At 42.9% G+C, this 20,727-nt stretch carries 16 protein-coding genes; 1 reads left to right on the plus strand and 15 read right to left on the minus strand.

Features of this window, described 5'->3' with window-relative positions:
- Positions 1-118 precede the first annotated feature (118 nt).
- From G327_RS0102385 to G327_RS0102410, 6 genes are all read right to left on the minus strand, one after another.
- Positions 119-586, minus strand: a complete 468-nt coding sequence (locus G327_RS0102385; protein ID WP_019613165.1) for a prepilin-type N-terminal cleavage/methylation domain-containing protein — start codon at positions 584-586, stop codon at positions 119-121.
- A 259-nt stretch (positions 587-845) separates the two neighbouring features.
- Entirely contained in the window at positions 846-2,093 is a 1,248-nt protein-coding gene (locus G327_RS0102390; RefSeq protein ID WP_019613166.1) for a glutamate-5-semialdehyde dehydrogenase, read from the minus strand.
- Between the two features lie 71 nt (positions 2,094-2,164).
- Complete coding sequence (proB, locus tag G327_RS0102395) at positions 2,165-3,274, minus strand: glutamate 5-kinase (RefSeq protein ID WP_019613167.1); 1,110 nt, start codon at positions 3,272-3,274, stop codon at positions 2,165-2,167.
- Between the two features lie 141 nt (positions 3,275-3,415).
- Positions 3,416-3,808, minus strand: a complete 393-nt coding sequence (crl, locus tag G327_RS0102400; RefSeq protein ID WP_019613168.1) for a sigma factor-binding protein Crl — start codon at positions 3,806-3,808, stop codon at positions 3,416-3,418.
- 46 nt (positions 3,809-3,854) lie between these two features.
- Positions 3,855-5,114, minus strand: a complete 1,260-nt coding sequence (gene frsA, locus G327_RS0102405; protein WP_019613169.1) for an esterase FrsA — start codon at positions 5,112-5,114, stop codon at positions 3,855-3,857.
- Between the two features lie 178 nt (positions 5,115-5,292).
- The gene (locus tag G327_RS0102410) at positions 5,293-7,257 is read right to left on the minus strand and encodes a cation:proton antiporter (RefSeq protein ID WP_019613170.1); all 1,965 of its coding nucleotides are present in this window, start codon (positions 7,255-7,257) and stop codon (positions 5,293-5,295) included.
- 336 nt (positions 7,258-7,593) lie between these two features.
- Between G327_RS0102410 and G327_RS0102415 the strand changes: the two genes are divergently transcribed.
- Positions 7,594-8,487 (plus strand): GGDEF domain-containing protein, encoded by an 894-nt coding sequence (locus G327_RS0102415; protein ID WP_019613171.1) that lies wholly within the window; start codon positions 7,594-7,596, stop codon positions 8,485-8,487.
- On the opposite strand, the gene tilS is transcribed toward G327_RS0102415, so the two are convergent.
- From tilS to bamA, 9 genes are all read right to left on the minus strand, one after another.
- Positions 8,467-9,834 (minus strand): tRNA lysidine(34) synthetase TilS, encoded by a 1,368-nt coding sequence (gene tilS / locus G327_RS0102420; RefSeq protein WP_019613172.1) that lies wholly within the window; start codon positions 9,832-9,834, stop codon positions 8,467-8,469. The two genes, G327_RS0102415 and tilS, sit on opposite strands and share 21 nt — an antisense overlap.
- A gap of 15 nt (positions 9,835-9,849) precedes the next feature.
- Positions 9,850-13,371 (minus strand): DNA polymerase III subunit alpha, encoded by a 3,522-nt coding sequence (dnaE, locus tag G327_RS0102425; RefSeq protein ID WP_019613173.1) that lies wholly within the window; start codon positions 13,369-13,371, stop codon positions 9,850-9,852.
- A gap of 153 nt (positions 13,372-13,524) precedes the next feature.
- The gene (gene rnhB / locus G327_RS0102430; protein ID WP_019613174.1) at positions 13,525-14,139 is read right to left on the minus strand and encodes a ribonuclease HII; all 615 of its coding nucleotides are present in this window, start codon (positions 14,137-14,139) and stop codon (positions 13,525-13,527) included.
- 21 nt (positions 14,140-14,160) lie between these two features.
- A complete protein-coding gene (gene lpxB, locus G327_RS0102435) occupies positions 14,161-15,303 on the minus strand; it encodes a lipid-A-disaccharide synthase (RefSeq protein ID WP_019613175.1) in 1,143 nt (380 codons plus the stop codon).
- A gap of 68 nt (positions 15,304-15,371) precedes the next feature.
- Entirely contained in the window at positions 15,372-16,160 is a 789-nt protein-coding gene (gene lpxA, locus G327_RS0102440) for an acyl-ACP--UDP-N-acetylglucosamine O-acyltransferase (protein ID WP_019613176.1), read from the minus strand.
- Positions 16,160-16,612 carry a 3-hydroxyacyl-ACP dehydratase FabZ gene (gene fabZ / locus G327_RS0102445; protein ID WP_019613177.1) on the minus strand — a complete coding sequence of 151 codons (453 nt, stop codon included), beginning with the start codon at positions 16,610-16,612 and terminating at the stop codon, positions 16,160-16,162. The genes lpxA and fabZ overlap by 1 nt, the downstream gene beginning before the upstream one ends.
- 15 nt (positions 16,613-16,627) lie before the next feature.
- A complete protein-coding gene (gene lpxD, locus G327_RS0102450) occupies positions 16,628-17,644 on the minus strand; it encodes a UDP-3-O-(3-hydroxymyristoyl)glucosamine N-acyltransferase (protein WP_019613178.1) in 1,017 nt (338 codons plus the stop codon).
- A 10-nt stretch (positions 17,645-17,654) separates the two neighbouring features.
- Positions 17,655-18,167, minus strand: a complete 513-nt coding sequence (locus tag G327_RS0102455) for an OmpH/Skp family outer membrane protein (RefSeq protein WP_019613179.1) — start codon at positions 18,165-18,167, stop codon at positions 17,655-17,657.
- Between the two features lie 71 nt (positions 18,168-18,238).
- Entirely contained in the window at positions 18,239-20,662 is a 2,424-nt protein-coding gene (gene bamA / locus G327_RS0102460; RefSeq protein ID WP_019613180.1) for an outer membrane protein assembly factor BamA, read from the minus strand.
- Positions 20,663-20,727 lie beyond the last annotated feature (65 nt).

The raw sequence follows: 20,727 nt of genomic DNA on the forward strand, positions 1-20,727 counted from the left end.
GGAATCATTATGCAGGTAAAAAAATCCCGCGATATACGCGGGATTTAGAAACTCTGTATCAGTCATAAATACTTAACTACTCGTTACCACGCGGAGCGTGGGAATGAGGTGTTAGTGATTAACAACCCTCATCATGAACAGTAATTGTAGGTCGGGCAATACTCGTTGCTTCTAGATAAGTAACACGACACTCTGCATCGTTACCGCTTTCATCAGCCCCTGAAGGAGCTCCCTCTGCAACAATGACTGCAGCAGTTGCGTCACCACCATCAGTAATAGTCCAATCTGTACCCGCTAAACCTGCAGCGGTTCCCAACGCAGCACTTGTAGCTGATGGGTAACCAAACGTTGTAGCAACACCGTTAACTACTTGTTCCGTATTTAATTTTTCAAAACCATCAATAGCAGCCTTAGAATAAGTTAAAGTTGCAGCACCTTCTAGCGCACCTTTAAGGCCTTTCATAGCGGCTTGACGGGCATCGCCCTGCAGATCGACAAATTTAGGCACAGCAGTAGCAGCTAAAATACCTAAGATGATAATTACGATCACTAACTCAATGAGTGTAAAACCAGATTGTTTTTTCATGATAAAAAGCCTTATATTTTTAAAAATTTATTTTCATATTAAGCACATAGTAATATTTATGCTTTCATAAAAATATCACTGCCGAATAAAAATTTTAGCGGCAGCATGTAATAGATTTATAGCGCATTGCTAATTTAGTGATCAAGCAGCAAACACATCAACTACTGATAACTTTAGCATCAACCCAAAAGAAAAAAAAAGACCCGCAACATATATCATAAATATTTGATTTACAGTTAAGGTCTAATTATCTTTCCGCTTAAGAACGAATCAGATTGTCACCAATGCCAACCCATTTATAGGTAGTTAACTCCTGCAGCCCCATGGGACCACGTGCATGCAGCTTCTGAGTAGAAACGGCAACTTCAGCACCTAAACCAAATTGACTGCCGTCGGTAAAGCGGGTGCTGGCATTAACGTAAACAGCAGCAGAGTTCACCGCATTAATAAATTTATTTGCAATGCTGAAGTCATTAGTCAAAATTCCGTCGGAATGCTCAGAGCTGTGCTCACGAATATGCCCTAATGCTTCATGCAAATCCTGCACCACTTTTACGCCTAAATTAAGCGATAACCATTCACGAGAGAAATCACCCGGCTCAGCAGCCTGCGCTTTATCACCTAAAATCGCTTTGGCTTTCGGCTCAGCAACCAGGGTTACACCTAACGGCTGCAGATGCTCGGCTAATTTTTCTAAAAATTCAGGGGCAATGCTTTCATCCACCAGCAGGGTATCCAATGCATTACACACCGACGGGCGCTGTACTTTGGCATTTTCGATAATCGCAATTGCTTTATCAAAATCAGCTGTTTTTTCAGCATACAGGTGGCAGATACCGATACCGCCGATAATAACAGGGATGGTACTGTTTTCTTTACAGAACTGCTGCAGACCAGAATTACCGCGCGGAATAATCATATCCACGTATTGATCCATTTTCAGGAGCTGACCAACCAAAGCGCGATCCGTATTTTCGATATACTGCACCGCAGTTTTGGGTAAGCCTGAGGCTTCAAGCGCATCTTGAATTATTTTGACTAATACCAAGTTAGAATGAATCGTTTCTTTGCCGCCGCGTAAGATACTGGCATTACCTGTTTTAAGGCAAAGTGCAGCGATATCAATGGTGACATTCGGACGCGCTTCATAAATAACCCCAATAACACCAACCGGTACACGACGTTTACACAGCTTTAAGCCATTTTCTAGAAGCTTGCCGTCAAATTCTTGACCAACCGGATCGGCTAAGCTGACAACACTGCGCAGATCGCCGATAATAGCACCTAAACGACTCTCATCAAGTAATAAGCGGTCTAATAATGCATCCGTTAATCCGGACTCGATACCAGCCTGGATATCCAGTTTATTCGCTTCAATAATCTCTGCCTGGTTCGCTTCTAACGCCAGCGCAATTGTTTCTAATGCTTCATTTTTTTTATTGCTGTCAGTAACGGCAAGTTCATAACTTGCTTCTTTTGCCAGCTTTCCGATTACTTGTAAATCCATTAACTTTTCCTTTACTGATATGTATTTTCACGCAGAATATCGGCATAAAATGTATTCTGCATAAGATGATATTATAACAACACTAAATCATCACGATGAATAACGACGCGCCCATGCTCAAAACCTAAACAGGACTCAATCTGCTCGGAGTGCAGCCCTTTAATTTTTTCAATATCAATGCTTTTATAGCGTACAACCCCACGTGCCAGTCCTTTACCGGCCTGATTGTTAATCACAACAATCGAACCGCGCACGAATGTATCCAGGGTGCCGGTAATACCTTTAGCTAATAAGCTGCTGCCGGAACTGACTATCGCTTTGGCTGCGCCGTCATCAACCACTATTGTGCCTGCAACACGAGAGCCTGCAAAAATCCAGTTTTTACGGGCTTCTAACGGGCTGTTTTCAGAAATAAAACGTGTACCAACCGCTTTATCTGCAGCCGCATCAATAATAACATTCTTTTTATGGCCGGAAGCAATAACCACTTCAATACCTGCACGGTGAGCGACACTGGCGGATTCAATTTTAGTCGCCATACCGCCTGTTCCCAGGCCGCCGACACTGCCGCCGGCTAATGCATGAATTTCATGGGTGATCTGCTCAATTTCAGGGATCAGCTGCGCATCCGGGTTGCTGCGTGGATCTGCGGTAAACAAACCAACCTGATCGGTTAATAATAATAACTGATCAGCATCTGCAAGTAATCCGACCAATGCCGAAAGGTTATCATTGTCCCCGACTTTAATTTCACTAGTCGCTACCGCATCATTTTCATTGATAAGGGGGATAATACGGTGCTTTAACAGAGTATTAAGCGTGTCTCTTGCATTTAGGAAACGTACGCGGTCATCAAGGTCCGCACGTGTTAATAACATCTGCCCGACATGCAGCCCGTATATTTTAAAGAGGTTTTCCCACTCTCTGACCAGCTGCCCCTGTCCAACAGCGGCTAACATCTGTTTATTTGCGATAGTAGGTTCAATATCAGGTTTATTTAAATGTTCTTTGCCGGCGGCAATCGCCCCGGAGGTCACCACTATAATATGATGCCCTTGACTATGCAGATACGCACACTGGCGCACTAGCTCAACCATATGCGCACGGTCTAACTTTGCAGTCCCGCTAGTCAGTACACTGGTTCCTAATTTGACTACAATTGTTTTGCTGTTGCTTTTCATGCTTAATCTCATTTACAGTTACTTTTGCCACGTTTTTAAAAGCCCATAAAAAAACAGCAACGAGGTTGTCGTTACTGTTTTCAGTATATCATTATTGATTCAATGAAATTAAGTAAAAATACATTTCAAGGTCTGGTGCCTTTACACTTCGGTTAATTCCGTTTGTAATTCCGTGAATGTTTTTCCGGTTTCTGTATCAATTAATTTTTGTAAACGCTCAATGAACAGTTCAAAAGAATGATCCAGCTGCTTTTGATCTTTTTTCGCAATACTTTCAGCAGCCCACTCTCCTTCCAGGTTATAACGGCCGTTAAAGCGCTCATATTCAAAGCAGGTGTTGTTTTCAGTGACTACTAACCACCAGCCGTAAAACTCTCTCTCTTCCGGCTCTTTTTCTGCATCAATACAAATTTCTAGACAGTCGAAATAGAAGGAAGATTCAGTTGACTGCAGTCTACGGAAATAGGGGCCTAAATCGGTGAACAGTTTAAACAACCGGCCGCGGGACGGACCAGTTTTAACAGTTGAAGTCATAATTTTTATTCCTGATACAAAGGGATAGTGAAAGTTAATTTAACACTCACTCCGCCAGATGTCTTGTTAACCATTGAGCAGAATAACTTAAAGAGTTTAAATATGATTCAAAAATGGGAGGTTTATCAATAATGTGCGACTCCCCTTCACGGCTGGCATGGGCAATTAATTTTAAATCCTGCTCATTGCAGAGAATATCATTTTTATGACCAATGCTCAGCAGCGGTGTATTAATGCGCATACGTGCCAGCAGCCCCTGTTTTTTTAATGAAAAGGGTACGCAGTACTGATATAAAACCTCAACGCTGGAATTATTAATCTGCATACGCGATGCAATGCAGTCCAGGAGCATAGGAGGTAGTTTTTTATAATTCTCTAACTTATCAAAAACACTGCCGACAGCGGCGCCCACACAGACAACGGATTTTACGCTTTTAGGCTCCAAAAAAGCTAAACGAGTGGCGATATTACCGCCGAAACGCATGCCCATCAATGAGATACGATCATGATCGACCCAGGGTACATTTTTTAAATAATGAATAATCGCCTGGTGCAGATTAGAGGAATCCTGCTCAAGTTTTATCTGCGATGAAAAGCCGATACCAGGCAGATCGACCGTCAGCATAGCAATACCGGCCGGTGCGAGATCTTTTTCAAACAAAGAAAACAGGTCACACTGCAGTGTATCCAGACCGCCGCTGACAATCACCACGGGCAGAATTGTTTCAGTATGCGGAAGATGTAAAAAACAGCTGATCTGCTTGCCTTTAAACGGCACTTTTATCTCTTTTAACAGCGCATTATCATTATACTTAAATGCTTCGCGATAATTATTAAAAGCTAACACTTGTGCCTGAATACTTAATTCATCACCTTTGAGGTGCGGATAACTGGCCACGCTGTAAAACTGCGAAGCAGTATAATAAGCTTGTTTAGCTTTCTCTTTTTCGCCTTCTTTAGCAAACGCATTAGCCTGCTTCTGATAGGACATGCCTTTCTGCGTCCACTCATAACTCCAGTTTCCCGGACGAAAACCGATAACCGTATCTAAAACATCTTCGTCGCTGCGCTTATTTTTTGAAACTGAAATATGAGAAAGCACATCATAACAGTCGATAAGATCTAACCCCTGCCATGACCAGAGCATAAATTTTAATAAACGATACCAGCCGTCCTGCTCTTCACCGTCCATAATGACGTTATCCTGCTTATGATTTTTTTTGGACGCAGAGCTGGGAATAATTGTCGAAGTTTCCTGCACATGAAATTTATGGGCAAAAAGCGTTTTTGATAAATTTTCGGACATAAAGTGCTCATTAAAAAGTTAACCAATCAGCCTATAGACTACCGAGAATGTAAAAAAACAGCAATTACTGAGGCTCATTCGTTCTGTTTTTCAGCTATTCTTTTTAGCTGGCTCAATTTTTTTCTATTTACTATGCCTACCTGGACCGTATCTTAGCTATTTGACCAAGGTAGCTGGTTTAAAGAGATGCCTGATGCGACTTCCTCAGTAATATTTTCTCCGCCTGTATAAGAGCGCTTTTTTCCCCCTGTAGTAAGATCACATCACCGGCTTTAAAACACACCTTTGCCGATATCACCACTTCTTCTCCACCGCGGCGGTGCAGCGATTTAATAATAATGTCCGCAAGATGAAACTGTTCGACATAACTGCCGAGCACCTCAGTATTTTCAGTCAGAGTAACCGCATGCAGCTGCTCTATATGCCAGGCATTTTTTTCTGTCTGACTCTCCTGCCCGTAATAAAAACCATGCAGATGCTGGTATTTAGTTTTACGTTCACAATCTAAGCGGTGCATAATTCGGCTGCGCGGTACCCCGGACAAAAAAAGCACATGCGCCACCAGCATCAGGCTTCCTTCCAGAACCTCCGGGATGACTTCCGTCGCGCCGGCATCCTTGAGCATTTCTAATCCATTATCATTTTTTGTGCGTACCAGGACTTTGACATTGGGGTTAATCGAACGAATCTGCTCTAATAAAGTCAGTGAACGCTGCAGATCATCAAAAGTGATAATCAGAAGCCTGGCTTTTTCAATGCCGGCAATCAGCAGGATTTCACGGCGGCTGGCATCACCAAATTCAATCATTTCACCGCCCTCCCGCGCCTCTTTAACACGCATCGGATCCCGGTCTAAAACGATAAACGGCAGAGATTCGCTTTTTAAAAAACGTGAAAGAATCTGCCCGACGCGTCCGTAACCGCAGATAATGGTGTGATCATGAAACTGCCCGGGCAGTGTTTTTTGAAAGCCAAATACTTTTTCAGAGTGATGCAGTACTTCGCGGCTGATATTGTGACTGTATTTAACCAGAACAGGTGTCAGCGACATACTGATCACGCCGGTCGCAATAATCAGCGATGCTAACTCTGCATCCAGCAAATGATACTTGTTGGCTAACGCAATAAGAATAAAACCAAACTCTCCCATTTGCGCCAGCGCAATACCAACACTCAGCGCCGTTGCCAGCTTCTCTCTCATCATTAAAACAGCCAGCGTGATGGTAGCTGTTTTAGCCAGCATCACGCCGACAACAACCAGCAATAACGTACTAATATTATCTATCAATATGGGAAAGTGTAACAAAGTACCTATGGAGATAAAAAACATCGCCATCAGAATATCTTTAAAAGGCCGAATATCAGCTGAAAGCTGATGGCGGTAATGACTTTCAGCCAGCATCATGCCTGCCAAAAAAGCGCCTAAGGCCATTGATAAACCCAGCAGCTGGGTAAACCATGCGGCCAGCAGCGTAACAAATAGAGTCGATAGAATAAAAACCTCATCAAACCTGACGCGCCCCATTTCATCGAAAAAACGCGGTAACAACCAGCGTCCCACCGATAATAATACCGCAACTGCAAATGCGCCTTTAACAAAAGCAATCGACAAAGGGATCAGTATTCCACCTTCGAGGGTAGGCATGGCAATAATAGGAATAATAATTAAAAATGGAACAACAGCAAGATCCTGGAAAAGTAAAATCGCAATCGCCAGTTTTCCTGTTTTAGAATGCAGCCGCTGCTGATCTCCCAAGACCTTAACTATAATTGCCGTTGACGACATGGTTAATACACCGGCAACAGTAAACGACTCTACCCAGCTCATACCAAAAAATTGACTAAGCAGATAAAACATTAGAAATGAAACAATTACCTGTAATGCACCGACACCAAATACAGATCGGCGCATTTCAATAAGCTTATTTAATGAAAATTCTAGCCCCAGTGAAAACATTAAAAATACAATGCCGAACTCTGCAATCAGTTCTATCTCGTGATATGAGTCCAAGAAGTTAAGCAGGGAAGGACCGAGCACAAACCCAGTAAACAGATAGGCAACAATATTCGACAAACGAACCTGTCGAAACACAATCACACTAATAATGGCAAAAGATAATAGTAATAACAGATCGTTCAGCACTATTCTAAAAACCTCCTAATTGACACAACTGTCAAATAACGCCATTTATATGTCATCAAATATTTTCAGAAAAAGAATACAAACAGTGAAATATTTTTAGATCTGTACCTAATAATTTTTATTTCATAAATGTTTCTGCCTGTAACATTTAAAAAAAGCAAATAAATTAATCAGTTATCTCGTCAAGTTTAGCCAGATAAAAAGCATTGCTTTAAGCATAGCTAATCCTCAGAAAATCATGGTAAATAAAACGTCAATTACAATTTTCTATTCTGGCATAGATTGTGCATTTGTTATTGCCGAAGCATTATTTTTTGTCAGATAGAGGGATTTATTATGGAAACAATCACACAAGCAGAAGTTGGGGGATTTCCTATCAGCACCAACGTCTTTACAGTGTTTTCTAATGACTCGGTCTTAACACCTGAAAATAAACTAACCGTTCTCGAGCTGCTGCATGAATCATTGGACTTAAAGACCATGATGAACAGTTTTGCCTCTATAACGGCAAAATTTGTCCGCCCTTTTAATATCAGTTTCCAGTCTGCACATGGTTTTTTCAGTTCCAAAATCGATACTAAATCGCATTACAGTAAAAGTTATAACCTGTCCTTGCCGTCAACCAGTGCGCGAATAGGATCAATAACCTATCAAAGTGACAAGCCGCTTTCTGTGCAGGAAAATAAATTATTAACGGAGCTGCACAACCTACTGATTCCCAGTTTAAAACATGCATTAAAATTCTCTGAATTAAATTCCATGGTACTCAAGGATCATCTTACTAATATCGGCAACCGTGCTTATTATGATGAATGCTTAAACCGGGCAATTGAACAAAGCAGCCGCAACCAGCAGGGCTTATCCTTAATGGTCTTAGACATTAACAGCTTTAAGCTTATCAATGATACTTACGGACATTTACAAGGTGACAAGGTACTGCAGGCTTTTGCCGGGTTGTTAACAAAAAGCGTGCGCACATCGGATATGGTGTTTCGCTTAGGCGGTGATGAATTTGCTGTTATTCTGCAGCCGGGTGAACAGTGCTCAGTTAATAAAGTCATCAGCCGCTTATCTCATGAAATCGCAGGCAACTCTTTCTTAACTGAGCTGCAGTTTTCAACCAGTATCGGTTTCAGCCACTGGGAGATGGGTAAAAGCATCAATGAACTGTTTTATCAGGCAGATCAAAAACTCTATCAGAATAAAGCGTTAAGCAAAGCGAACCGTTAAGCAGGAATCGATACCTCCAGACGCCTCTGGAGTGCACTGCCATAAACCGACGGCACTGCTCAGTTTACCGTTGATTAAAATAAAGGGCACAAAATCTCGTAACCAGGGCGGTACATGATACTCATGAAGCAGCTTTTTAACAGTGCGCGAACCATTACGCCCGGCCGGCCGGCAGCTCAGTTTAGCCGGCAGCTGCTGACGAAAGCAGACGGCAATTTCTGCCCCCTGCTTAAAACAGATACTGTCACTGTTATTAACCTTGTCTTTAATCATAGAAAACTGCAGCTTAACCCGTCCGTCCAGCAGGTTCAACTGCGCTTCACCAGCCCAGACTACAGGCGAATCAGGCAGACTCACTGCCGGCAGATCTTTCACTAAATACAGATGCCCGCGATAACGGCGTACAGAATACCCTTTAAACTGAATCTCAGGTAACGCATCTTCCCCCGCTAATACAACATCCTGCCAGATCGCAAGCAGCTGCTTAGATGACGGATAACTATAGTTGTTTTCTTTAAACCAGTAACGCAGAACATTATTACGACGCGCGATACTTAATTCTTTTATGCTGCTGATATCTACAACTTGTTGATTTAACAGTGCCATGCTGCAATGCTGAAAATCGATCCCGCCGATTTCATCTAATAACGTCTGCTGCTCCTGACAGAGACTGGCTGTACGTGCTGCAGTTTTAGTAATAGCCGGCCAGCGCTGTTTTAATAACGGCGTAATACTATGGCGGATAAAGTTACGGTCAAACACTTGATCACTGTTACTTTCATCTTCAATCCACTTTAAAGCGAAAGCCTGGGCATAGGACTCAAGCTGCTGACGAGAGAAATTTAATAACGGACGAATTAAGTGTCCGCATGTTAATTTCTGCTTACTGAGTATCCCCTGCAGCCCGGTATTACCGGAACCGCGCTTTAGTGCTAGTAAGACCGTTTCAAGCTGATCATCCTGATGGTGAGCAGTTACTAAATAAGCCTTCTCGGATAGCTTCTCGGTTAAGCACAAATAGCGTTTTTCTCTTGCCAGAGCTTCAATACTGGTACGACTCTTTTTTACTAAACTTACCTGTGAAGTTATAAATTTAATATTTAACTCTTTACATAAATCCCGACAAAAAACTGTCCAGGCTTGCGCATTAGCGCTTAAGCCATGATCGACGTGATGTCCACAGACAGAAAGCTCTCCTCCACGATTACGCAGCCTGGCAAACAGGTGCAGCAGTACAACAGAATCTAAACCGCCGCTTAAAGCAATATGAAATTCTGTTTTATCCTGCACGGCAGCTAATGTATTTAACTGCCCGGAAAAACTATCCAATAAATCATTGTCGGTCATCTGTTTATCTCAGAGTTAATTAACATGATCAAAATGCAGAGTAACGTTTTCTTCACCAAGCAGGCGCGCCAGGGCAAACAACAGATCATCCGTCGGGGTGATTGCCCACTGCCGCCCTAAGGTTAGCTCAGCCTGCGCCTGCTTATTGGTATATTCAATAAACACCGGACATAAGCCGCCGATCGCCGGCTGCAGTGCTTGATGTAACTCAGTCTGAAAATCCGGGCCGATAAAATCAGCATTTATTTTTAAACGTAATTTCGAAGCAAAACGTTCGCGCGCCTGATCAATGCTCATCACCTCACGAGCATTCATTTTCAGGCCGCCGTTAAAGAAGTCTTCACTTACCTGCCCCTGCAGTATCAGCACACTATCAGTGACCAGCAGTTCTTCATACTGATCCAGCAGATCCGCAAAAACGGTAATATCCATACGCGCACTTTTATCGTCCAGGGTAATAATCCCCATGCGCTTACCTGCTTTAGTCACCATCACGCGCATACTCAGAATCAAACCGGCCACACGGCTGTTCTGACCGCGGCGGTTAGCAACCAGGTTAACCAGTTTAGTACAGTGGAATGCACGCACATGACTTTCATACTGATTGATCGGATGTCCGGTCAGGTATAACCCCAGAGTCTCCTTCTCTCCTGCCAGCCACTGTTTTTCCGGCCACTCCTGTACACAGGCAAATTTATCGGCAATCTCTTCACTGTCAGTGGTTAACACGCCGAACAGATCACTTTGTCCAAATGCTTCGGCTTTTTTATGCTGCACAGCAGACTGCAGCGCACCCGGCAGGGTTTCCATCAGAGCCGCTCGATGCGGTCCTAATTTATCTAATGCCCCCGCTAAAATAAGTTTTTCTAAAATGCGCTTATTACAGCGTTTTAGATCAATACGATTACAGAAATCAAACAGATCTTTAAACTTGCCGCCAGCTTCACGCGCTTCAATAATTGCATCAACGGGGCCTTCACCCACCCCTTTAACCGCGCCGATGCCGTAAACAATACGCTGATCCGGATCCACATTGAATTTAAACAAACCTTCGTTAACATCAGGCGGGCCAAGATCTAATCCCATGCTTTGGCACTCTGCCACCAGAACAACGATTTTTTCAGTATTATCCATATCCGCAGACATAACCGCGGCCATAAAATAAGAGGGATAAAAGGTTTTCATCCACAATGTTTGATAGGAAACTAATGCGTAAGCTGCTGAGTGAGATTTATTAAAACCATAACCGGCGAATTTTTCTACCAGATCGAAGATCTTCATCGCCAGTTCGCCGTCGATACCGTTAGCAACAGCCCCCTCTTCAAAGGCGGCACGCTGCTTAGCCATCTCTTCGGGTTTTTTCTTACCCATAGCACGACGCAGCATATCGGCGCCGCCCAGCGTATAACCCGACAGAACCTGGGCAATCTGCATTACCTGTTCCTGATACAGGATGATGCCGTAGGTCGGTGACAAAATATCTTTTAATGACTCATGCTGCCATTTTTCATCCGGGTAGGAAACGGCCTCACGCCCGTGTTTACGCTCGATAAAGTTATCTACCATGCCTGAGCCTAACGGCCCGGGACGGAACAGAGCAACCAGTGCGATCATATCTTCGAAACAGTCGGGCTGCAGGCGGCGGATCAGATCCTTCATACCGCGTGACTCCAGCTGGAATACCGCGGTGGTTTCATAACGCTTTAACAGATCAAAACAGGCCGGTTCAGTCAGATCTATCTTCTCAATATAAATCGGCTCTTCACCGCGCATTTTTTTATGCGCGTTAGCCATATCTAATGCCCACTGCACAATAGTCAGTGTCCGCAAACCTAGGAAGTCGAACTTTACCAGACCGGCGGTTTCTACATCATTCTTATCAAACTGAGTAACCGGGTTATGACCTTCATCATCACAGTAAAGCGGTGCAAAGTCGGTAATGGTGGTCGGAGAGATAACAACACCACCAGCGTGTTTACCGGCATTACGAATAGTGCCTTCCAGCGTACGGCACATGTCGATTAAGGCGCGCACCTCTTCACTGCCGTCATAACGCTCCTGCAGACGAGGCTCTTCTTCAAAAGCTTTAGTCAGGGTCATGCCTGGTGTCGGCGGTACCAGTTTAGAAATACCGTCAACAAAACCATAGGCATGACCAAGTACACGCCCGACATCACGAATTACCGCTTTAGCCGCCATGGTACCGAAGGTGATAATCTGCGACACCGCATCACGCCCGTAGAGCTCTGCTACGTGATCGATTACTTCATCACGCCTGTCCATACAGAAGTCAATATCGAAATCGGGCATAGAAACACGTTCAGGGTTCAAAAATCGTTCGAACAGCAGCTCAAATTCCAACGGATCCAGATCGGTGATCTTCTGTGCATAGGCAACCAGAGAACCGGCACCAGACCCTCGGCCCGGGCCGACCGGAATATTATTATCCTTACTCCATTGGATAAATTCCATTACGATCAAGAAGTAACCAGGGAATCCCATGGTATTAATAACGTCTAACTCAATCTGCAGACGTTCATCATAGGGTTTACGAATTTCAGCAAAATCCGGGGAGTTTTTATCAAATAAAAATTCTAATCGTTCCTGTAAACCTTTTCGGGAAACATCACAGAAATAATCGTTGATCGACAAATCACCGGTTGGAAAGTCCGGCAGGAAGTATTCACCTAACCGCAGGATAACATTACAGCGTTTAGCTATTTCCACGCTGTTCTGCAGTGCTTCCGGGATGTCTGAAAACAGTTCACACATCTCCTGTTCACTGCGCAGGTACTGTTCAGGGCTGTAGTCTTTTGGACGGCGATCATCACCCAGTGTATAACCCTGATTGATACATACTCGGATATCATGGGCATCAAAGAGTGTCTGGTCAGCAAAAACCACTTCATTAGTCGCAACAACCGGTAGTTTATATTTTTCCGACCAGGCAAGCGCCAGGTGCAGATAATCTTCCTCATTAACACGATTAGTTCGAATCAATTCCAGATAATAACGCTGCGGAAAATGTTCCAGATAAAATGCTGTTATCTGTTCGGCTGCTTCCTCATTGCCTTTTAACAGCATACGCCCAAGATCGCCGTCTTTTGCACCGGAAAGCAGCAGCACGCCTTTATTGTGCTCAATCAGCCAGTCCTGATCAATAACCGCACGCCCGCCGACATGCCCGCGCAGGTAAGCTTTAGATATTAATTCGGTGACATTTTTATACCCGTCATTATCCATTGCCAGTGCAGTCAGGCGAAACTGTTCTCCTTCTAGCAGTTCACTCTGCACCCAGAAGTCAGCCCCCACTATCGGCTTAACACCCGCACCGTGGGCTGCCCCGTAGAATTTAACCAGGCCGCAAAAATTAGTCTGATCGGTAATCGCCAGTGCCGGCATCTTCATCGAAGCGGTTTTAGCAACCAGTGGTTTTACTTTGGTTAAACCATCCACCATTGAAAAATCACTATGCACACGCAGGTGAATAAATTTAGGCGGTTGATTGTTAACAACAGGGTGCTCTGATTCAGACATAAGGTTATCTACTTTTATAACAAGCCAAGTGCTTTTTTACTGGTTTAAAACTTTTACGCTTTCCGGAGTAACGTTTTACTTTTGTAGAACGTTTCAATGCGCTGTTAATAAAGGTCCCCCTTACAAACAACGCACTTGAATTTCAACTGAAGATTATAACAAACCCAGCGCTTTTTTTACTGGTTTAAAGCTCTTACGGTATTCCGGGATAACCCCGTACTTTTCTAGTGCTTCAAAGTGTGCTTTGGTTGGGTAGCCCTTATGTTTGGCAAAGCCGTAATCCGGATATTTTTGGTCAAGCGCAACCATCTCCCGATCCCGCGTTACTTTAGCAATAATGGAAGCGGCACTGATTTCGGCCACACGTAAATCGCCTTTTACCACCGCTTCACTGGGCATTTTTAGTTCAGGACAGCGGTTGCCGTCAATAAATACAAACTCAGGCTGCACAGTTAAATTTTCAACCGCACGCTGCATCGCTAACATAGTGGCATGCAGAATATTAAGATCATCTATTTCCGCAGGCGAAGCGCGCCCCACCGCAATACATAAAGCTTTTTCCTGAATCTGATCGAATAACAGGGCAAGTTTTTTGTCCGTGAGTTTTTTAGAGTCAGTCAGCCCTTCAATGGGATTATTGCCGTCTAAAATCACAGCCGCCGTAACGACATCACCAACCAGCGGGCCGCGGCCGACTTCATCAACACCGGCTATTAAAGTAAAGTCGGGATAAATAACTTCTGGAAAATCGTTTTTTAACTTACTCATTCTATTCTCTATACAGCAGGATTATTTGCTTTCTAATAAATTAACTACAGCCTGGGCCGCTTGTGAGTCTGCATCGCATTTTATTAACTGATGTAACTCAGTAAAAGTCTTAATCATATCGCTATTGTCTTGTCCTAATAAACGATTTAATTCTCCGACAATTTTTTCTACCGTACAGTCGTGCTGGCTGAGCTCTTTAACCACTTCCCTGTCAGCAATCAAATTTGGTAAAGAGGTATATTTAATTTTTGATAAAGATTTCGCAATCACATAAGTTAACGGCTTGACCCGATATGCAACTACCATCGGCGCTTTAGCCAGCATAGCTTCAAGCGCGGCAGTACCGGACGCAAGTAATACAGTATCGGCAGACTGAAGCACAGCACTCGCCTGGCCGTCAAATATAAGCAAAGGCAGATCCGGCGCATACTGTTCTTTCTGGGCTAAAAACTGTTTTTTACGCGCTTCATTTACCATAGGCACGATAAACTTAAGTTCAGGGTACTGTTTACTAATAAGTGCCGCTGACTGTAAAAAGATCGGCCCTAACATCTCAACTTCGGCTTTACGGCTGCCGGGTAAAACTGCTAACAATTTGTCTTGCTCAGCAAGACCAAGGCGGGAACGTGCAGCCGCTTTCTCAGGCAGTAACGGCAGCTGATCCGCCAGGGTATGACCGACAAACTGACAAGGCACATTAAACTTATCATAAAATGCTTTTTCAAAAGGCAGGAAAGCTAAAACCAGATCGGTGGCCTTAGCAATTTTATGAATTCTCCACTGCTTCCAGGCCCAGACTGACGGGCTGACATAATGAATTGTTTTAATATTTTTTTCTTTTAATTTCAATTCAACAGTTAAGTTAAAATCAGGGGCATCAATACCGATAAATATATCGGGCGGATTAGCAATAAAATGATTAATAATCGATTTACGAATGGTTAAAATACTGCGTAATTTCCCCAGTACTTCAACAAACCCCATCACCGATAAGGCTTCAAGCGGATGTAATGCTTTACAACCTTGTGCAATCATTTTCGGACCGGCAATCCCTTCAAACACTGCATCTGGATAATGCACTTTTAAGGCTTTAATTAACCCTTCGCCTAAAATATCACCGGAAGCTTCGCCTGCAATCAGACCGATTCTTAATGGTTTACTCATTTCTAATTCACCCTTAAAAAAAAAGGCTCTAATGAGCCTTTTTCTAATAAAACTAACTGGTTATCAAATTAACGGACAATACCGCGGCTGTCTTCACAGATAAAGTCATATAAGACCTGCAGTTCAGGACAGCTGTCTAATTTTGCAGCAATTTCCTGCTTAGCCTGTTCAAGGGTATTTCCCTGACGGCAGATCGCTTTATAAGCACGTTTGATTTCCATAATGGCGGCGCTGCTGAAACCACGGCGCTTTAAACCAACCGAATTAATCCCCTGAGCCTGTACATAATTCCCCGTTGCCATGAAATAAGGCGGGATGTCTTTATTAACAGCAGAGCAGCCGCCGATCATTGCATACTCGCCGACACGAGTGAACTGATGCAGTGCCGAAAGACCGCCGATAATCACATTATTAGCCAGTTTAGTATGGCCGGCTAATGTCGCATTATTAGATAGGATAATATTATCACCAAGGACACAGTCATGAGCGACATGTACATAAGCCATTAGTAAGTTATTATTACCGATGCGGGTTGTGCCCTGATCCTGAGCCGTACCACGATGAATAGTACAACTTTCACGAAATACGTTATTATCACCTATTTCCAGAAAGGTTTCTTCACCGTTATATTTCAGATCCTGGCAGTCTTCGCCGACTGAAGCAAATTGAAAAATTTTATTACCCTGCCCCATTTTAGTCGGGCCCTTGACAACAACATGCGGTGCAATCCAACAGTCATCACCAATTTCTACACGATCCCCGATAATACTATACGGACCAATTTCTACATTTTTACCGATCACGGCATTTTCATGCACAATTGCAGTTGGATGAATTCTTGCTGTTGAATTTGTCATTAGATCTCTCTTCTTGCGCACATGATCATCGCCTGACAGGCTATTTCACCGTCAACTTTTGCTGTACATTCAAATTTGCCCATACCGCGGCGATCTTTTAGGTAAATAACTTCAAGGTGAATTATATCGCCAGGTACAACCGGTTTACGGAAACGTACTTTATCGATTGATGCTAAGAAATATAGTTCATTTTCAGCAGGTTTGCCGTAAGTTGCAAATGCTAATACACCCGTTGCCTGTGCTAATGCTTCAACAATCATTACACCGGGAAATACCGGAGTACCCGGGAAATGACCTTGAAACTGCGGTTCATTAAAAGAAACATTCTTTACACCATGCAGGGTTTTACCAGGAACATAATCTAATACGCGATCCACCAATAAAAACGGGTAGCGATGCGGTAAAAGATCCATGATCTCTTTAATATCCAGTGAATTTAATTCGTTACTCACGATCAGTTCCTTTATTTAATCTTTAAGTTGTTTTTCAAGTTCTTTAACACGTTTGAATAAATCATCAATTTTTAACGTGTAGGCAGTTGTTTTACGCCATGCCCGATTTTTTTGTGCCGGTACGCCGGATGAATAAATACCAGGTTGATCAATGCTGCGCATCACCATGCTGTCACCGGTAATAACCACATTATCAGTAATATTTAAATGGCCGTTCATTGCAACCGAGCCGCCGAGTATACAGTTTTTACCAATTTTTGTACTGCCGGCAACATTTGAACCACCGGCAATTGCTGTATGGGCTCCGATCGACACATTATGAGCAATCTGGCATTGATTATCAATTTTTACACCATCTGCAATGACGGTATTGGATAATGCGCCGCGGTCAATGGTTGTTGAGGAGCCGATTTCAACATCATCTCCAATCAAAACCTGACCTATCTGCGGAATTTTGACCCAGGTTCCCTGATACGGTGCATTACCGAAACCATCTGAGCCGATAACGGTATTAGCATGAATAATACAGCGTCTGCCTAACTGGCAGCTATGATAAACAGTCACGTTAGGGTAAATTTTAGTACTTTCACCGATAATCGAATCCTGACCAATCACTGTATTTGCCAGAATTTGGCAATTATCGGCTATCTGTACATTAGCGCCGATAACAACATTATCTGCAATAGCAACATTTTTACCGATTACTGCTGTGGCATCAATCACAGCAGAAGGCGCGATGCCGGCCTTCGAATTCGGAGTGGTATCGAATAAAGACGCGAGTAATGCATAACCTACATAGGGGTTATCCATAAACAGTGCATTACCCTGATAACTTTCCTGTAACTCAATCGGTAATACAATTGCATCTGCTTGACATAGCTCAAGTTTAGCCAGTAACTTTTTGTCTGATACAAAAGTAATATCACCGGTTCCCGCGGTATCAAAGGTAGCAAGACGTTCTAAGACAAGATTTTCATCACCGCCTAACTGTGCATTTAACTGCTTAGCTAACTGAGCCAGATTATATGTCATTACCTGCTGCCTACTTCTTACTGATTTCTTTAATGATGATGTCTGAAATATCTAATGCAGGGTTAGTATAAAGAGTTTGTTCACCGTTCATGATCACATCATAACCCTGCTTAGCAGCAACCGCTTCGATAACCTTCTGCACTTCAAGGAAAGATTTCTGCTGCTCTTCATTCTGACGACGGCGGTTATTTTCTTCGAATGCTTTACGCTTAAGCTGGTACTCAGAGCGTTTAACTTCAATCTGTAGATTTAGTTCGAATGCATCCGACGCAGACATCATTTCTCGATCACGTTTCAGTTTTGCATCTAGCTCTGTTAATTTAGCTTCAATAGTCTGGATGTCTTCATAACGATCTTTGAACTCAGCTTGTAAGCTTTTCTGTATCGCGTCACGCTGCGGCGATGCTTTTAGAATTTTAGTTGGAAATACGACACCAATTTTTGCAGCTTCCTGCGAAGCATTAGCCATTGGAACAGAAATTAATGCAACAGCGATTGTAACTACTTTAAAAAAAGACTTCATTTTATAACTCCGTAATAATAAAAGATAACACTGCAGTCTGTTATATAGGCTGCAGTTATATTTGTAAAAAATTAGAATGTTTCACCAATATTGAATGAGAATACTTCCGTACGATCTCCTTCATATTTTTTGATCGGCCAGGCCAGAGTGAAAATTAATGGTCCCATGGGGGAAACCCAGGTAATCTGCGTACCCGCTGAAACACGTATTCTACCAGGCTTAGAATAATCACCAAAATAATCACAGTTATATGAACAGCTTACCTGCTGATATTTCTCATAATCAAACTCAGTATCCCACACTTCACCGGCATCGATAAACAAACTGCTGCGTACCTGTCTGGTATAGGCTTCATCAAGGAACGGTACCGGGAAGATGACTTCACCGCTTAATGTATATTTAGCATTACCACCTACAGCATTATCAGTCAAAAGCAGTGAGTTATTACCCACGCTGTTTTGTCCGCTGTACATTGCACGAGGACCTACCGTATTACTGGCGAAACCACGCAGGGTTCTGTAACCACCAGCATAATAATTCTCGAAGAAAGGCAGTATCTGATCATGACCTTCGAAGGTACCGTAACCATTACCGTAACCGGCACTGCCTCGAAGCAGGGTCGTCCAGTCACCGTCATCGGTAATACGCTGATAATTGCTGATCTCAAAATTTATTTTAAAGTACTGCAGATCTGAACCTGGTACGGTCATTTTGCCCGATAAAGAGTGCTTCATACCTTGAGTGGCTAACTGCCCTTTATCTAGATTATTTCGTGTCCATTTAGCTGTTACATCAAAATTCTGGAAGTTAACCGAACCGTCGTCATTAAGCATTGAACCATAAATATCCCAGAAAGTAGTTAACTGTTCGTAGGATTTTAATTGTGAAATACCGTTATTTTCCCAGCCGACACTGAAACCTAAGCGGTTAAGTTCATTCACTGGAAAGCCTAAATTACCGCGTACACCATAAGTTGTATTGGTGTAGTCAACAATGTTTGCTTCACCCGCTTCAAATTTATCATAAAAGAGTCGACCGCCGCCGCTGACGCCGTCTTTGGTTAAATAAGGTGTCGTATAATTTACATTTGCGCTGGTATTATATTTATTAGTTTTTACTTCAAAACCAACTTTGTCACCGGATCCGAGGAAGTTGTTCTGCTGTACACCACCTGTCAGGCTCATACCTGATTCAGTACCGTAACCAACGCCCGCATTAAAGGAGCCCGAAGCCTGTTCTTCTACAGCAATATTCAGGTCGACTAAATCATCACTGACTCTTTCGGTATTGATATCAACCTTAGAGAAAAAACCTAAACGGTTAAGACGAGCTTTTGACGTTTCAATACTTTCGCTTGATAACCAGCCGCCTTCCATCTGACGCATCTCACGGCGTAATACAACATCTTTAGTCGTAGTATTACCGGAAATATTAATATGACGAACATAACCACGCTGACCGGGTTCAATAGAAAAGTTAACTGAAACCGTCTTGGTTTCATCATCAATTTCAGGGTAGGTGGTAATTTCCGGGTAGGCATAACCTAAACGCCCGAAGAATTTACGAATACTTTGTTCTGCAAATGAGACATCAGATGCGGCATAAACATCGCCACTCTTAAAAGGTACCAGCGAGGCAATTTCAGCATCGTGATCTAATAAATCACCGATAAATTTAACATCATCGATTTTATATATATCGCCTTCATCCACATTCACCGTTACATAAACACCCTTTTTATTCGGGGTTAACGCAACTTGTGTTTCATCAATCGCAAAACGAATATAACCGCGATCCAGGTAATAGCTTTTTATAACTTCTAAATCACCCGCAAGCTTCTGCTTCTGGTAATTATCATCGGCAAAAAAGTCCCACCAGCCGCCGGAGTCACTTAGTGTCAGACGTTTGAGCAGCAGCTCATCGGGAAAAACAGTATTACCAATAATATTAATCTGTTCGATCTTTGCAGTCAGACCTTCTCGAAATACGAACTGGACAGAGACCCGGTTACGAGGCAGCGGCGTGACGATAGTTTCAACTTTTGCGCTGTATTTACCGACACTGTGATAGAAATCTTCCAGGCTTTTTTCGATAGCACTGAGTGTTGTGCGGTCTAGAGATTCACCAACCTGCACTGCAGATGATTTTAATGAATCAAAAATTTGTTCTTCGGTTAATTTATCGTTGCCGCTTAATTCAACATTACTAATCGTCGGACGCTCTTTAACGGTGAAGATAACAACATCACCGTCTCTGCTCAGTTCGATTGATTCAAAATGACTGCTGGCATAAAGCTTTTTGACTGCTTTAGATAATTCATAATCATCAACAACATCACCTTCTCTAATTGGCAGGCTCAGTAAAGCTGCACCTAAAGTGACCCGCTGCAGACCTTTAAACTGCAGATCTGAAACAGTGAATTGTTCTGCAAATGATAATGCAGGTAAACAGCTGCCGATTACAATCGCAGAAGAAAGTAGATATTTCTTAATCATTTTATCCGTTAATCCTTTACAACACTTATATGAGTGTTTTTATTAAGCGCATTCAGTGCTGAAAT

This window comes from Psychromonas ossibalaenae ATCC BAA-1528 (genome assembly GCF_000381745.1).
Classification (GTDB): Bacteria; Pseudomonadota; Gammaproteobacteria; order Enterobacterales; family Psychromonadaceae; genus Psychromonas; species Psychromonas ossibalaenae.

Bases quoted from the DNA above. Each gene is read 5' to 3' on its own strand.
- G327_RS0102385 (WP_019613165.1), bottom strand. From the start codon at position 586: ATGAAAAAACAATCTGGTTTTACACTCATTGAGTTAGTGATCGTAATT.
- G327_RS0102390 (WP_019613166.1), bottom strand. From the start codon at position 2,093: ATGGATTTACAAGTAATCGGAAAGCTGGCAAAAGAAGCAAGTTATGAA.
- proB (WP_019613167.1), bottom strand. From the start codon at position 3,274: ATGAAAAGCAACAGCAAAACAATTGTAGTCAAATTAGGAACCAGTGTA.
- crl (WP_019613168.1), bottom strand. From the start codon at position 3,808: ATGACTTCAACTGTTAAAACTGGTCCGTCCCGCGGCCGGTTGTTTAAA.
- frsA (WP_019613169.1), bottom strand. From the start codon at position 5,114: ATGTCCGAAAATTTATCAAAAACGCTTTTTGCCCATAAATTTCATGTG.
- G327_RS0102415 (WP_019613171.1), top strand. From the start codon at position 7,594: ATGGAAACAATCACACAAGCAGAAGTTGGGGGATTTCCTATCAGCACC.
- tilS (WP_019613172.1), bottom strand. From the start codon at position 9,834: ATGACCGACAATGATTTATTGGATAGTTTTTCCGGGCAGTTAAATACA.
- dnaE (WP_019613173.1), bottom strand. From the start codon at position 13,371: ATGTCTGAATCAGAGCACCCTGTTGTTAACAATCAACCGCCTAAATTT.
- rnhB (WP_019613174.1), bottom strand. From the start codon at position 14,139: ATGAGTAAGTTAAAAAACGATTTTCCAGAAGTTATTTATCCCGACTTT.
- lpxB (WP_019613175.1), bottom strand. From the start codon at position 15,303: ATGAGTAAACCATTAAGAATCGGTCTGATTGCAGGCGAAGCTTCCGGT.
- lpxA (WP_019613176.1), bottom strand. From the start codon at position 16,160: ATGACAAATTCAACAGCAAGAATTCATCCAACTGCAATTGTGCATGAA.
- lpxD (WP_019613178.1), bottom strand. From the start codon at position 17,644: ATGACATATAATCTGGCTCAGTTAGCTAAGCAGTTAAATGCACAGTTA.
- G327_RS0102455 (WP_019613179.1), bottom strand. From the start codon at position 18,167: ATGAAGTCTTTTTTTAAAGTAGTTACAATCGCTGTTGCATTAATTTCT.
- bamA (WP_019613180.1), bottom strand. From the start codon at position 20,662: ATGATTAAGAAATATCTACTTTCTTCTGCGATTGTAATCGGCAGCTGT.